The 14,805-nt window shown below is 37.2% G+C and carries 14 protein-coding genes; 10 read left to right on the top strand and 4 right to left on the bottom strand.

Going from position 1 to position 14,805, the window contains the following annotated elements; translation table 11 throughout:
* The 3 genes from ptsP to xerD all read left to right on the top strand — a co-directional run.
* Nucleotides 1-1,518 (top strand): phosphoenolpyruvate--protein phosphotransferase (gene ptsP, locus QMD82_01550; protein MDI6850610.1); only part of this gene is annotated, 1,518 nt, incomplete at its 5' end.
* Entirely contained in the window at nucleotides 1,511-1,981 is a 471-nt protein-coding gene (gene tsaE / locus QMD82_01545; protein MDI6850609.1) for a tRNA (adenosine(37)-N6)-threonylcarbamoyltransferase complex ATPase subunit type 1 TsaE, read from the top strand. The genes ptsP and tsaE, both read left to right, overlap by 8 nt.
* The gene (xerD, locus tag QMD82_01540) at nucleotides 1,968-2,852 is read left to right on the top strand and encodes a site-specific tyrosine recombinase XerD (protein ID MDI6850608.1); all 885 of its coding nucleotides are present in this window, start codon (nucleotides 1,968-1,970) and stop codon (nucleotides 2,850-2,852) included. Before tsaE ends, xerD begins: the two co-directional genes overlap by 14 nt.
* A 12-nt stretch (nucleotides 2,853-2,864) precedes the next feature.
* On the opposite strand, the gene aspS is transcribed toward xerD, so the two are convergent.
* Nucleotides 2,865-4,577 carry an aspartate--tRNA ligase gene (gene aspS / locus QMD82_01535; GenBank protein ID MDI6850607.1) on the bottom strand — a complete coding sequence of 571 codons (1,713 nt, stop codon included), beginning with the start codon at nucleotides 4,575-4,577 and terminating at the stop codon, nucleotides 2,865-2,867.
* Nucleotides 4,578-4,581: 4 nt separating this feature from the next.
* On the bottom strand, nucleotides 4,582-5,583 hold the full coding sequence (locus tag QMD82_01530; protein ID MDI6850606.1) for a UbiA family prenyltransferase: 1,002 nt from the start codon (nucleotides 5,581-5,583) through the stop codon (nucleotides 4,582-4,584).
* A 248-nt stretch (nucleotides 5,584-5,831) separates the two neighbouring features.
* Between QMD82_01530 and QMD82_01525 the strand changes: the two genes are divergently transcribed.
* On the top strand, nucleotides 5,832-6,605 hold the full coding sequence (locus tag QMD82_01525; protein MDI6850605.1) for a polysaccharide deacetylase family protein: 774 nt from the start codon (nucleotides 5,832-5,834) through the stop codon (nucleotides 6,603-6,605).
* On the opposite strand, the gene QMD82_01520 is transcribed toward QMD82_01525, so the two are convergent.
* Nucleotides 6,570-7,763: an SLBB domain-containing protein gene (locus tag QMD82_01520; GenBank protein MDI6850604.1), complete on the bottom strand. Its 1,194-nt coding sequence runs from the start codon at nucleotides 7,761-7,763 to the stop codon at nucleotides 6,570-6,572. The genes QMD82_01525 and QMD82_01520 overlap by 36 nt on opposite strands.
* The gene (gene ispG / locus QMD82_01515) at nucleotides 7,756-8,817 is read right to left on the bottom strand and encodes a flavodoxin-dependent (E)-4-hydroxy-3-methylbut-2-enyl-diphosphate synthase (protein ID MDI6850603.1); all 1,062 of its coding nucleotides are present in this window, start codon (nucleotides 8,815-8,817) and stop codon (nucleotides 7,756-7,758) included. The genes QMD82_01520 and ispG overlap by 8 nt, the downstream gene beginning before the upstream one ends.
* Nucleotides 8,818-8,923: 106 nt before the next feature.
* Between ispG and pyrR the strand changes: the two genes are divergently transcribed.
* Genes pyrR through QMD82_01485 form a run of 6 tightly spaced genes read left to right on the top strand, consistent with a single transcriptional unit; the run spans nucleotide 8,924 to nucleotide 14,800 of the window.
* The gene (pyrR, locus tag QMD82_01510) at nucleotides 8,924-9,475 is read left to right on the top strand and encodes a bifunctional pyr operon transcriptional regulator/uracil phosphoribosyltransferase PyrR (protein MDI6850602.1); all 552 of its coding nucleotides are present in this window, start codon (nucleotides 8,924-8,926) and stop codon (nucleotides 9,473-9,475) included.
* Nucleotides 9,465-9,872, top strand: coding sequence for a secondary thiamine-phosphate synthase enzyme YjbQ (locus QMD82_01505; GenBank protein ID MDI6850601.1), 408 nt, complete (start codon nucleotides 9,465-9,467; stop codon nucleotides 9,870-9,872). Before pyrR ends, QMD82_01505 begins: the two co-directional genes overlap by 11 nt.
* Before the next feature lie 17 nt (nucleotides 9,873-9,889).
* Nucleotides 9,890-11,422 (top strand): metallophosphoesterase, encoded by a 1,533-nt coding sequence (locus tag QMD82_01500; GenBank protein MDI6850600.1) that lies wholly within the window; start codon nucleotides 9,890-9,892, stop codon nucleotides 11,420-11,422.
* Nucleotides 11,419-13,194, top strand: coding sequence for a translation elongation factor 4 (lepA, locus tag QMD82_01495; protein MDI6850599.1), 1,776 nt, complete (start codon nucleotides 11,419-11,421; stop codon nucleotides 13,192-13,194). Before QMD82_01500 ends, lepA begins: the two co-directional genes overlap by 4 nt.
* Before the next feature lie 2 nt (nucleotides 13,195-13,196).
* Nucleotides 13,197-14,342, top strand: coding sequence for a glycosyltransferase family 4 protein (locus tag QMD82_01490; GenBank protein ID MDI6850598.1), 1,146 nt, complete (start codon nucleotides 13,197-13,199; stop codon nucleotides 14,340-14,342).
* The gene (locus QMD82_01485; GenBank protein ID MDI6850597.1) at nucleotides 14,339-14,800 is read left to right on the top strand and encodes an NYN domain-containing protein; all 462 of its coding nucleotides are present in this window, start codon (nucleotides 14,339-14,341) and stop codon (nucleotides 14,798-14,800) included. The genes QMD82_01490 and QMD82_01485 overlap by 4 nt, the downstream gene beginning before the upstream one ends.
* Nucleotides 14,801-14,805 lie beyond the last annotated feature (5 nt).

Genomic DNA, 14,805 nt, shown 5'->3' with positions numbered 1-14,805 from the left:
TTGAAAGTACTTATCGATGTCCAGATTACTATACTTAGCGACCAAGAAATGCAAAGGGACATCATAACCTTTATACGAAACAAAAGAAAAAATGTAGAGAGTGCGATTCAACATGTTCTGAACTCCAGAAAAGAAGCTCTACTAAAACAGGGGTCAGTTTATTTCGCAGAAAGAGCAAATGAATTAGAAAGATTAGCATCGGATTTGATATCGGTAATTAACAAAAGTTACACTATTGCAGATTTTAATTTTGATGGAATTATAATAATTGAGAGTCTTTCAATAGATGAAGCACTAAGGATTATCAGAAGCAATGTAAAAGGGGTAATTACAGAGAAGGGCGGTCGTACCGAACACTCTGCAATTATTCTGAGAAATTTTAAAATCCCGGCAGTATTTGGTATTGAGAAAATTACAAAACTCCTTGAAGATAATGACGTTGTTATACTGGACGGTGGCAAAGGAGTTGTTATAATTAACCCAATGGATTCTACCCTTGAAAGGTATAACCTAATAAAAAGAGACTATGAAAAATATGAATCTGAGCTTGTAAGTGAACGAGAACTTCCAGCAATTACAACGGATGGCAAAGAAATAGGACTTTTTGCGAATATTGATGTTCCTGAAGAGGTACAAGAATTATTGAAAATCGGAAAGTATGGGATCGGACTATTTAGAACAGAGATGATTTTCAGGGAATATGGAGACAATGAAGAAGCACAATATAAAATTTATCTTGAGATCGCAAGAAATGTTTACCCCAACTCAGTTACAATAAGGGCTTTTGATATAGGTGGAGATAAGTTGTATAGCGATTATCAGGAGGATAATCCCTTCTTAGGCCTCAGAGGCATAAGATTACTTCTCGACGAACCTACACTATTTGAAAAGCAAATACGCGCGGTAATTAGAGCCAACGAGCTTAGTAACATCAGATTTATGCTACCCATGGTTGCAACAGTCGAAGAGGTAGTAGAAGCTAAAAAGATATTCATACAGGCGAAAAAAGTGTCAGAGAGGGAATATCAAAAAGTTAATCAACCGCGCTTCGGTATTATGGTAGAAATTCCCTCTGCAGTGCTTCTTCTGGAACACATAGCAGAAATTGTTGATTTCATAAGTATTGGAACAAATGATCTTACCCAGTATACGTTGGCCGTGGACAGAAAAAATCAAAGGGTTTCAAAAATTTTTGACCACTTAAATCCCGCTGTTTTAAAGTTAATTAAAATAGCAACAGAGGTATGCCGTGAAAAAAATATCTTAGTTGCATCTTGTGGAGAGATAGCCTCTGACCCTTATGGAGTTGTCGTCCTTGTAGGCCTTGGGGTAGATGAACTGTCATGCCCACCTTCTCGTATCCCTGAAGTAAAATCACTTATAAGAAGAATAAATCTTCAGGAAGCAGAAAATATAGCTTCAAACGCCATAAAACTTCCAAGCTCAAAAGAAGTTAAGAAAGTAATTAAAGAATACATTAAGAAAATAATGCCAGAACTTTTGGAATTCTATGACTGAATTCAATATTGTCACAAACTCGCCAGAGGAAACAAGAGAATTTGGTGTAAGATTAGCAAAGTTCCTCACGCCACCTTTTGATGTATTACTCATAGGGGAATTGGGAGCAGGTAAAACAGAGCTTGTAAGAGGTTTTTTATCTTACTTTGGGCACAATGTGGTAAGAAGTCCGTCCTTCACAGTGGTAAACTCTTTTAAAACGCCTTACTATACTGTTCATCACATAGATCTTTTCCGAATCAAAGACTTTGAGGAAATCGAAATCAGAGGAATACTCGACCTCCTTTCTGAACCCGATTCGATAAGGTTCATCGAATGGCCCGAAATAATTAGGGATTTCTTAACATCGGAAAATTTAATAACCTTTTCAATAAATATAGTAGGTGAAAAGCAGAGGCAAATCAGAGTAAATTGCTCGCGCTTTAATATCTGCAGTAAACTACTCCAAAATGAAATTAAGTGATGCAATCAGCAGCTTTTTAGCATATATACTTGAAGAAAGAGGTCTTTCGTTAAACACCGCTGAGTCTTACAGGCGAGACCTTGAAAAGTTCTTGGAATTTAGAGGCGACGTTGAAATCAATGAAATAACACTGGAAGATATTGACAGCTTTGCAGAATATCTATCTGTCCAGAAATATTCTCAAAATACACGTTCAAGAACTTTTTCAGCTCTAAAATCTTTCTGCAGTTTTTTAGAAATCGAAGAAAAAGCAAAACTAAGCATCTCTTTAGATATTCAGATACCTAAAAAAGAAATCAAACTTCCAGAATTTTTAACTATCGATGAAGTGATACGTCTTCTTGATGCTCCAGACACAACTACACCCAAAGGTTTGAGAGATAAATCTATGTTAGAACTTCTTTATGCAACAGGGATTAGAGTTTCAGAATTAACAAATTTAAAAGTACAGAACGTCTTACTTGACGAAAAAATCCTTAAGGTTATAGGAAAAGGGAACAAAGAAAGAATAGTACCCTTTAACGATTATACTGAAAAATACTTGACCATGTATTTGTATGAAGTCAGGCCGAGGCTTGTACGGAAGAGGGGAGAAGATAAGGTATTTCTAAATCTAAGGGGTGGACCTATTTCAAGGGTATCGGTGTGGAAAATATTACAAGAATATGCATTAAAGGCGGGGATAAACAAAAGAATCTATCCACACATTTTACGACACACCTTTGCAACTCATATGCTGAAAAACGGTTGTGATTTAAGAACTCTCCAGGTCTTCCTCGGACACTCCTCGCTTATGACAACCCAGATATATACTCATCTTGACAAAGACTACCTCAAGAAGATTCACAAAACTTACCACCCAAGAGGATAAAAGAAAACTCAATTATTCGTCAACTTTTATATGTAATTCATCAAGCTGCTTTTGGTCCACTTCGCTGGGGGCATTTTCGAAAAGTGCTTGAGCACTTGTGGTTTTTGGAAACGCTATACAATCCCTAATACTTTCCATGCCGAGAAGCATAGCTACTATTCTATCAAATCCCAGGGCGATCCCACCATGGGGAGGAGCCCCATACTCCAGGGCTTTCAGTAGAAAACCAAAGTTTTTCTCAATTCTTTCATCGCTTAAACCTATTATTTTCATAATCTTCCTTTGCAAATCCACATTGTGATTCCTGATTGAGCCAGATGCTATTTCAACGCCGTTTAACACGAGGTCGTATTGTTTACCTATAACCTTAAGAGGGTCTGTATTGAGAAGTGAAATTTGCTCTTCCTTAGGCTGGGTAAACATGTGATGACATGGTTCAATCCTTTGTTCTTCTTCATTCCATTCAAAGAGCGGAAAATCATATACCCACAGAAACTTAAAACCTTCTTCCTCTGGCTTTAAAACTATATTTCTTAATTTTCCTAAATAGCTGTAAGTCTTATAGTTATCTTGACCAGCAATTACAAAATAAAAACCGTTTTCCAGCTCAATACCGTGGGGTATGAATTTAGCAAGCTGGCCAGAATACTGCCCGTTTTCGGCTTTAAAGTATAATAACCCTTTCGCACCTTCACGAATAATTTCCTCTCTGATCTCTTCGATTTCTTTTCTACTAAAATCTCTTTGAGCCCTAATTGCCAAAACTTTTCCACCTTCCCTCATAATAGAACTCAAAATCTCACTGGAGCTATCCTTAAAAATCTCGGTAAAATCCCTAATCTCTTCTCTTATTCTTAAGTCCGGTTTATCGCTGCCAAAACGGGTCATCGCCTCATGATAAGTTATTCTTTCAAAAGGAGTTGGCAAATCATAATTAAGAAGTTGCTTAAATATTTCCTTAAACATGCCTTCCACAAGAGAAAAAATGTCTTCAATATCCGGGAAACTCATTTCAAGGTCAATTTGAGTGAATTCAGGCTGTCTATCCTGTCGCAAATCTTCGTCTCTGAAACACCTGACGATCTGGAAATATCTATCAAAACCTGCAGACATGAGAATCTGCTTGTACATTTGAGGAGATTGCGGTAAAGCATAAAACTTCCCTGGGAAATTTCTGGAGGGCACAATAAAATCTCTGGCACCTTCTGGAGTACTTTTTGTCAAAAAAGGTGTTTCTATTTCAATAAATCCCTTGCTGGAAAGATAATTCCTAACAAGTTGAAGCATTTGATGCCTGAAAATCAGATTTTTCTGCATTAACGGTCTCCGTAGATCAAGGAATCTCCAAAGTAACCTTGTTTCTTCCTGTACTTTAATATCGTCTTCTGGCAGGAATGGTAGGGGCGGAGTAGTATTTAGCACCTCTATATTTTGAGCTTCAACTTCGATGCTCCCAGTGGGCATTGAAGGATTAACCATCTCATCCGGTCTTTTTCTCACAACACCCTGAACTTTTATAACATAATACAGCCCAATATTTTTTGCTTTTTCTATTAATTCCTTCCTATCAGGTTCAACTATTATCTGAACACTTCCATACATATCTCGCAACTCAATAAAGACTACGCCACCCAAGTCTCTAAGACGCCTTACCCATCCAGCAAGAGTGACTTCTTTCCCACAATGTGATAAATTTAACTCGCCACACGTATGCGTTCTAAGCATAGTTTCACCTTCCAAGCATTGCTGGGTAATCTAAACCGAAACGGGTTTTATAATATTTCCTTAACACAAAAAGCAAAACAAGGTTTATGACCAAAAAAATTGGAAATTTTATTGATACGAGAAGAATGAAAATGAAGGAAGGCACCCGGTATGAAAGCTTAGTAATAACCATATCCTCTGTGTTATCCCACAAAGCTAGAATCGAGAATATTGCACCAAGTAAAGACGGAACGATAACCAATAAATCCATTTCAAGAAAAGCGTAAATGAGAGCAAGGATAAAAAGAGAAGAGGAGAGTATTAAAGACAATCTGTTTCCTAAAAATACCCCTGTTGTAATTTTGCCTGTTTTCTTGTCACCAGGGATGTCTGGAATTGTAGTGTTAATAAAGATGGCGCATACAAGGATAAAATAGCCCAAAGATACTATAATGGCGTGCAAATTTAAGTTCTCAGCGGTATACCAACCCACAAGGAGGGCTATGAAGGCATATCCGAGGCCATTTATTATAAAATCCAAAAAAGGCCGGGCTTTAAATTGAAATGGTGGTAAAGAGTAAAGAAGACCCAAAATTAATGAAACAAAAAACAACAAAAACAAAACAAACCCACCTAAAAAATAGGATAAAATCAAACTCGAAAAAGCCAGCAAAACCGACACGATTACCGCACTTCTAACAGATATGATTTCATATGGAATGAGAAATAGTTTTTCATTGATTCTGTCGGACTCTTTGTCCACAATCTGATTTATCACATAAACAGAGCTCATAAGCAAAGTATATGAGATCAGAACAAACCAAAATTTTCTGGAAAGGAACAGATGAATCTTCATAAACTCAAGTCGAGCTCCATACATGTATCCTAAGAAAAGGAATACCCAAACTGGTACCCACAAAATGGGCCTTAACAGAAAAAAGTAATCATACCATCTGGTTTTTAAATCAATATTTTCACTTTTTATCATAAGTAAAAGATAAAAGAAAATTGTTGGAAATTCAAACATCGCACGTCCATCACAGCCAAAACCACTTTGCATAACTTCTCATAATGTATCTTATGTTAACTAATATAAGTGACTGTCAATTAGAAAGTTAGATGCAACATTCCTCTCCCGTTATATTTCAAAGGAAATGGCATTTCTATTTAAATTTAATATTGCTTTACGAATTTTAGGTCTTAAAAAGGTGGAAATCGTTGCTTTTGATTTTATACTTTGTTTTAACATATTTAAGGTAATAAAATTAACATCATATGCTACTTCTACTTCAGTATCATCACATTTCTCCCATAATTACGTTCAATCCTGGAACTGTTCAGAAAAGGATTTTTCAAAATCACTTAAAAGAGTTGAGAAAGCATAGATTCACCAATTTAGAAGAATTGGACTCTCTGTGTTCCCCTAAGGTTCTTGAAAGAAAGGTGCTAATCACTTTTGATGATGGATATAAAAGTGTATTCGAACACGCATACCCAATTATGAATAAATACGGATTTAAGGGGGTAGTTTTTGTAGTTACAAAGTACATAGGAAAAATAAGTGAATGGGAAGTTCCACTACTCTCTTCTCTGCCTCATCTGGGGCGAGAAGAGATAAAAACATTACATAAAAGCGGATGGATAATAGGCTCCCACTCCCACGGCCATAAAGATCTTACAACTTTATCAGCGCAAAAACTGAAGGAGGAAATTAAAACCTCTATAGAAACACTCGAAGATATATTAGGAAATAGAGTGTATACCTTTTCGTATCCTTTTGGTAAGTTCAACCAGAAAGTTAAAGATGTTTTAGTTGAACTGGGAATTAAATTTGCATTTAAATCCAGCGGGAAATTGAAATTCCCTTTAGACCTTCTTGAGATTCCAAGGAGATCTATCTATTTAACAGATTTCAGTATCTCCTTAAAAATCGATACCTTTTACAACTTTATCGAGTACCCAAAGGAAACTATATCAAATAAATTTGCGTACTTAAGTCCTATTTATTTAAAACTATTGAAGACTTTTAAGGGTAACCCATGTGATTAAAAGAGAACTAACAACTTGGGCCAGCGTAAGGTAATCCTCAAACCACTTTAATCTAACTTCGGGGACAAATATTATATCCCCGGGCTGAACGGTACCTATTTTACTTTTTGGCACCTTTTTATTTGCTCTTATAACATAAATCCTGTGAGAAGCAGCTCTGTTCGTGAAACCTCCACAATAGGATAGGTAAGTTTCCAGTGTGGCACCAGGTAAATATGGAACATATCCAGGATTTCTCACTTCACCTGCCACGAAAACTTTATCGGTAAAAGGTGGAACGTAAAGAGTATCCCCCACATATAAGTAATCATCAAAGGTTACTTTCCCCTTCTTACCGCTGTAAAGCTCATTCAAGAGAGCATAGGACCTTACACCACCTGCCCTATCCAAAACGTCTGATACCCTTAAGCTATCAGAACAGGGAACCTTAATAACATTTGCCTCAAAAGATACAGTAAAGTTTCCTCCAAGGGCCTGAATCAACTGTTTCTGAAACATTTTAATCGGGTACCCTTTAACTGCCCCGAAAATCACTATGCCTTTCTCTATTCTTGGAACAAAAACTGCTTTCGCTCTTGCAAGAAGAGGATTGTATATTAACTCTCCCGTCATGTAATACTTTTCAAGGTCCACTTCTAAGGTTTCTTCTCTTGGAGTCTGAATCATTATCCTGTTGATGTCAGCATCGTAGTTACAAATGAAATCTCCACTCGAAAGAAGGTTTGTTAACCTTTGTGACGCCCTTACAATAGCAGGACCATTGGTGTTAGTAGCTCCTTTTACGAGAACAGTGAGTAAGCGTGGCGAAACCACCATTAAATCTATCTCATTAACCCTTAATATTGAACTGTACCAGGCTTTTAAACTGTCCTTTAACTCCTTAATAGAAATGTTGTAAACGCGTTTTAACGAAACTGGCCTCAACTGAACAGAATCTTTCACAAAATAGGGGACCATAAGAGGCATAAAACCGCCAAAGTTTATAGAAGTGGTATACCCCAAAGACAGATCTTTTAGCATAACCAATATTGAATCTCCAGGCCCCAAAAGATACTCTTCCTCCGAAAAAAGTTCAGAAGCAAGAGAGCTTTCAACGCCACTCTGTTGAGTTTCTAACCCCTGCGAGATTAGAGCCCAAAAAAGGACAAATTTAATCATTGAGCCCTCCTTCCGATTTAATCAAATTTATAAGCTCTTCAACAATTTTTTCGTAAGGAACCCTTTTCACAACTACACCTTTCTTAAATATTACTCCTCTGCCCGGTTCTGCAGCTACTCCAATATCTGCGTCCCTGGCTTCGCCAGGTCCGTTAACCTCACAGCCCATTATTGCAATTTTCAATGGCTTTTTAATCTCCTTTATTTTTTCTTCTACTTGATGTACTAATTCCATTAAATTTACACGGGTCCGTGCACAGGTGGGACAGGAGATAATCACTGGCCCATTATATCTTAAATCAAGGGATTTCAATATTTCCCAAGCTACCCTTACCTCATAAACAGGATCCTCTGTGAGAGAAACCCGTATAGTATCCCCTATACCTCTGTAAAGAAGATATCCTATCGCTATGGAAGACTTTACAGTCCCCGGAACCAAAGGACCGGCTTCAGTAACCCCAAGGTGAAGTGGAAAATCAATTTTCTTTGAGAGCATTTCATAAGCTTTTATGGTATCCTTCACCGAAGAAGACTTAACAGAAACAACAATGTCATAAAATCCCTGTTCTACAAAAAAATCTACCCATCTTACTGCACTCTCTACCAGTGCTTCAGGGGTAACACCACCGTATTTCTCTATCAAATCCTCTTCAAGAGAACCAGAATTAACCCCAATTCTACAAGCCTTACCATGTAATTTTAAAGCCTGTACAATTTCTTTTACCTTTTCCTTGCCCCCTATATTCCCCGGATTTATTCTCACTTTATCCGCACCCGCTTCTATGGCACCAATAGCGAGTCTGTGATTAAAATGAATGTCTGCTACCAGTGGAATCTTGGTAACTTTTCTTATTTCTTTAAAAGCTATCAAAGACTTTTGATCAGGCACCGAAATCCTGATTATTTCGCAATCCTCTCTAATTAAGGCCTCAATCTGCTTCAGAGTTGCTTCTATATCTGTTGTTCTGGTTGAAGTCATAGATTGCACTCTAATGGGAAATTCTCCACCAAGAGGTAAAGACCCTACCCTCACGACTCTTGTATTTCTTCGCATTGTTGAAGATTCTAAACTCAGAGAGTGGTAAATTCAAACAAAACCTGCGGTTTATTTGATTAAATAAGGATTTGAACTCATAATTATAGAAACTCAAGGAGGAAGTATGGTTTTTGAAAAGTATGTTTTGATGGAAGAACAAGACATTCAGAAAACCCTTAAGAGAATTGCCCATGAGGTTGTTGAAAAAGTAAAAAATATTGATAACCTTGTCATAGTTGGAATTAAAACCCGCGGGGTCCCACTCGCAAAAATTATAAAAGAAGAAATCGATGTAATTACAGGAAAAGACATACCACTCGGCGCCGTTGACATTACCTTCTATAGAGATGACCTCTCCATGGTTGGTGAAAAACCACAGGTAAAAGGGACTGAACTTCCCTTCAGTGTTGATGGAAAAGATGTAATCTTAGTGGATGACGTTTTATATACGGGCAGAACTACAAGGGCAGCCCTTGATGAGATAATGGACTATGGCCGTCCAGCCTCCATCAAGCTCTGCGTCCTCATAGATAGAGGCCACAGAGAGCTTCCTATTTGTCCTGATTTTGTCGGGAAAGCCATAACCACAACAAAAAGTGAAATTGTGAAGGTAAAGGTTAAAGAAATTGATGGTGTAAATCAGGTCGTAATTTGCGAAAAAAATGATGGTAAGTAAAACCTTTGAAATAATTGTTAAATCTACAAGGAGAAAAGAATTTATTGAAATAACTCCTCAAATAGAAAGAATGCTAAAGGAATCTGGTATAACCAATGGAATTGTGGTGCTTTTTGTCCCCCATACCACTGCGGGAATTACCATCAATGAGCATGCTGATCCATCGGTTAAAAGTGATATTGAAGACCAACTCTCCATACTCGTTCCTGAAAGTAAAAATTACAAACATTTAGAGGGAAATGCTGACGCTCACATCAAATCTGTTTTGGTCGGAAACTCATTAAACCTGTTAATTGAAAACGGAAGACTTTTGTTGGGCACGTGGCAGGGGATATTCTTTGCGGAATTTGATGGACCCCGCACAAGAAAAATTCTCATGAAAATCGTTGGAGAATAAATAACATGAATCTTTTGATGATTTTATTTCTTCATTTTCCTGCCTGGTATACAAGGCCTCAATTTGATTTCTACGGAGATACCCTTGCGGTAAAAGTGAAAACCTACAACCCTTCTACCAGTGTAAAACTGGTTTATGGGAAAATAGAAAATCCTTTTGACTTCGATTTCGAAGGATATAAGCTCTCCCGAAGCGTAGATACATTACATTTATTCAAAATTTCAGGAATTGATGAAAATTTCCAATACGCATTTAAGGTTGCCTTTTTTGATACTTTAAACAAGATTTATTATGCTACTCAGACATACTATCTTAAGCCCAAAAGAAAAGAGAATGGACTAACGGAAGGCCTAACTTTTGACATATGGCCCTATTTATCTATGGTTGATAGTAATTCCATAGGTATTTCCTTCTATACAAATAAACCTTCCAAGGCTGAAGTTTATATAGACGGAAAGATTAGAACCATTGACACCATCATGGCCATAAAGCACGAATTTGTGGTAAAAAACTTGAAATCAGGAAAACACGAATACTGTGTCAAAATTTTCGACGAATTTGACACTACAAAGAGTTTAATATTTAACTTTTATATACCTGAGAAAAATTGGAAAATCGGCATTTTCGGTGATACAAGAGGAAACCCAGCGAGCATAAATCCTTTATTTTTTGTGGATGGTGTGAATGAACAAGTTACTAAGGAGATACTGCGTCTTTTATATGAAGATAATGTTAATATAGTTTTCATTTTAGGAGATCTGATAACGGGCCGTATGAAAAGTTTAGAATACGCTGAAGAAGAATACAAATCTTTTCTTAAATCCTGCTGGCCTTATAGTTCATTTATTCCAATAATGCCAGTACCTGGTAACCACGATATGATTGCACCCGTTATGGAAGATGAAGAAAAAAGATATAACCCTCCCCCACCCTACAGCGCCGAGAACCTGTGGGCTAAAATCTTCGTCCTACCTGAAAATGGACCAGTGGAAAATAGCGGCATGCCACCCTATAAGGAAAACGTTTACTTTATAACTTTAGGAGATATCGCTGTTTATGTTTTAAACTCAGACTACAACTATATACTCTATAAAAATAAACCTAACCCCTCAGTAAGACTACCAGATGAAAACCAGCGAAAATGGCTTAAAAATGTTAAAGAAACAAACAAGGATAAAAAACATCACATATTGTTGTTCCATGAGCCCCTTTTCAGCCTGAGTGAATATAAAAGAGGTAGCAAAAGTCTTGACGCTGACTCTTTTGCGAACTTTGTGAAATGCTTAGGTTTTAAAATTTATATTACGGGACACGACCATCTTTACGCTCGCTCAACAATATTTAATGGGCTTATTCAAATAATTTCTGCAGGTGGAGGGGCGCCTTTATACAATTTGAGCAAAGAATTGTTAAAAAAACCAGGATTAGAAATACACAACTGGCAAAAAACTTTTCATTATCTGATACTTGAAAGAGGGAAAGGGGACCATTTAATTCTCACTGTAAAAAACCTCAAAAAGAAAATTATTGATTCAGCAATTTTACAATGAAGAACATAAGAAACTTCTCCATCATTGCGCATATAGACCATGGGAAATCAACTCTTGCTGATAGAATGCTTGAATATACCCATACTATTAGGCCAGAAAAATTACAAGAACAATATCTTGATTCAATGGAACTTGAACGGGAAAAAGGAATCACAATCAAAATGCATCCTGTTAGAATGGAAATGGAATTAGATGGTGAAAAATACATCCTAAATCTAATAGACACTCCAGGTCATGTAGATTTTAACTACGAGGTTTCACGGTCCCTTGCAGCCTGTGAAGGGGCAATATTGTTAGTCGACGCATCTCAAGGGGTTGAAGCTCAAACCATTACAAACTTTTATCTTGCCTTAGCTCAGAACTTAGAGATAATACCAGTTATAAACAAAATCGACCTTCCGAACGCACAGATTGAAAAAGTAGAAAAACAAATTTATGACTTAACAGGTGAAATACCGCTAAGAATTTCGGCAAAACTTGGTTGGGGTATTGATGAACTAATAAGAGAAATTATAAAAAGGATTCCACCACCAAAGGGGGAGCCCGAGGGAAATACAAAGGCACTGATCTTCGACGCCAAATATGAAGATTATCGGGGAGTAATAGTTTTTGTAAGAGTATTTGATGGTACTATAAGACCCGGAATGAAAATTATGATGAAATCCTCTGGCAGGACTTATGAGGTTGTTGAAGTAGGCTACTTAAAACCCAACATGGTAAAAACCTCGGAACTAAAGGCGGGTGAAGTTGGCTACCTAACTGCAGCAATAAGGGAAATAACCGAGGCTCGGGTTGGAGATACTATAGTGGATGCAAATTTCCCGGAAACTCCTGCTCTTCCGGGCTATAGAGAACCTAAACCCGTCGTATTTGCAGGTATATATCCTACCGTTCCCTCAGACTATGAACTTTTATCAAAAGCAATCAATAAACTAAAATTGAATGATGCCTCCCTACATTTTATTCCTGAATATTCTCCGGCTTTGGGTCCGGGATTTAGGTGTGGTTTCTTAGGGATGCTTCACATGGAGATATTTAAAGAGAGACTAAAAAGGGAGTTTGGAGTAGACATTGTGATAACAACCCCAAACGTCGAATACAAGGTGGTGCTCGATGATGGAAAGGAACTTTTAGTAGATAATCCGTCCGACTTCCCTGACTCTTTTGAAAAGGCATTGGAACCATATGCAAAGGTAGAAATTATAACGCCAAAGGAATTCCTTGGAGCTGTTCAGAAATTCTGCCTCTCTCGGAGAGGTATACAAACTAAATTTAACTTTATTGATGAGGATACAGTTTTCTTTGAATTTGAGATGCCCCTAAGTGAAACAATATTTGATTTTCATGACAAACTTAAGAGCATCACAAGGGGTTACGCTTCCTTTGATTACGAAATAATCGACTATAGAGAATCAGATGTTGTAAGATTAGACTTTCTTGTTGCAGGAGACAAGATCGACGCGCTTTCCTTAATTGTTCATAAAGATAACGCTTACTATGTGGGAAGAAAAATAGCCGAAAAATTACGCAAAGAAATTCCAAGACAGCTTTTTGAAGTTACAATACAGGCTGCCATTGGGAAGAGAGTTATTGCTAAAGAGAGAATACCACCTATAAGGAAAGACGTTACTGCAAAATGTTATGGTGGAGATATAACCCGCAAAAGAAAACTTCTCGAAAAACAAAAAGAAGGAAAGAAGAAACTGAAAAAAATTGGGAAAGTCGAGCTTCCGCAAGAAGCTTTTCTGAACATAGTTAAAGTAGAGGAATAAATATGAGAGTGTTAATGGCAACAGACCATTATTACCCATATCCTGGTGGAATCACAGAGCACACATATCATCTCTCAAAGGAACTAATCCGACTTGGAGTTCAAGTCGAAATTTTAACTTCCAATTTTCCACATCAATTTGTGGAAGAACCGCCGGACTCGAAAAACATTAAGGTCCACAGGGTAGGCAAATCCTATTATATAAGAGCAAACAAGTCTCAGACTTGTTTTTCCTTTTCTAAAAAAATCACAACGGAAATCAGAAATATCGTAGAGAATGGAAATTATGATATCGTGCATTCTCAAAATTCTGTCGTTCCGACTATTCCATTTTTAAGTCTTCTATATTCTAAGTCGATTAATTTTGCTACCTTCCATTCCTATCACGGTTTCTCCCTGGGCTATGAACTATTTAAACCACTCTTGCTTCCAGTATACAACAAACTTGACGGAAAGATCTTTGTATCAAGACCTGCTTTGCAGACAATAGAAAGGCATTTTCCAATAGGTGAACATAAAATTATTCCTAACGGAATAGATGTGGAAAAATTTAATCCCATAGGTGATTTTTATAATTTTCCATTTCAAAGGAAAGAACACGAAATTTATATCCTTTTTGTTGGCAGATTGGAGCTAAGAAAGGGCACAAAATACCTTATACGAGCATTTAACATAATTGGGAAAAAATATCCTGAAACAAGGCTGATTATAGGTGGAGATGGGCCACTAAGAAACTCCCTTGAAAAAATGGTAGATCCCGATCTTGCGGATAGAGTGAACTTTTTGGGCTTCATCTCCAGCAATCGCTTACCGGCTCTTTACAGGTCCTGTGATATTTTTGTATCGCCGGCTATCGGAGGTGAAAGTTTCGGAATCGTTCTTCTGGAGGCCATGGCATCTGGAAAACCAGTTATTGCATCGAATAATGAAGGTTACATGGAACTGGTTTCTGACGGCATAGACGGATTCCTTTTTGAAAGAAAAAATGTCGCACAGCTCGTTGACAAACTGGAGCTTCTGATAAAAAACCCCGATTTGAGAAGGAAATTAGGAGAAAAGGCACGCCTGAAAGCTCTCAACTATTCATGGCCCAAAATAGCCAAAGAAGTACTGGAATACTACGAATATGCGTTGAAGAAAAAGATATGAAAATCCACATAATTGATGGCTACAACGCAATACATTCACTGCAGTCTCTTTCTCGATTTTTGCTAAAAGAGGAAGGGCTTAAACTTGCAAGGGAAGATCTTGTTAGAAAATGCGCAGAAAAATTCAAGAGCTCTTTCATTGTAGTTTTTGATGGAAAGTTAGGGAGAAAAGGTACTGATACTCCAAACACAATATTCACCTCAGAAGGGGTATCCGCAGATGAGGTTATTTTAGATCTTGTATCCCAATATCGTTCTAAAAACTTCATTGTTTATGTATATACAAGAGACAGAAGTTTGCAAGAAAAAGCAAAACAGCGGGGTGCTATATCTATGGACCCCAATGAGATTTGCAGAGAAATAAGGAAATCTTCTAAAAATTTTGAAAATTTCGAGACAAAAAGCAAAAAATTGCGTTATTACAATTGGGAAAAAGAATTTGGCATTACACAGGACTAATTTAA

This window comes from bacterium (assembly GCA_030019025.1).
GTDB lineage: Bacteria > Hydrothermota > Hydrothermia > UBA1063 > UBA1063 > UBA1063.
This window is presented reverse-complemented; position numbering and strand designations above follow the sequence as displayed.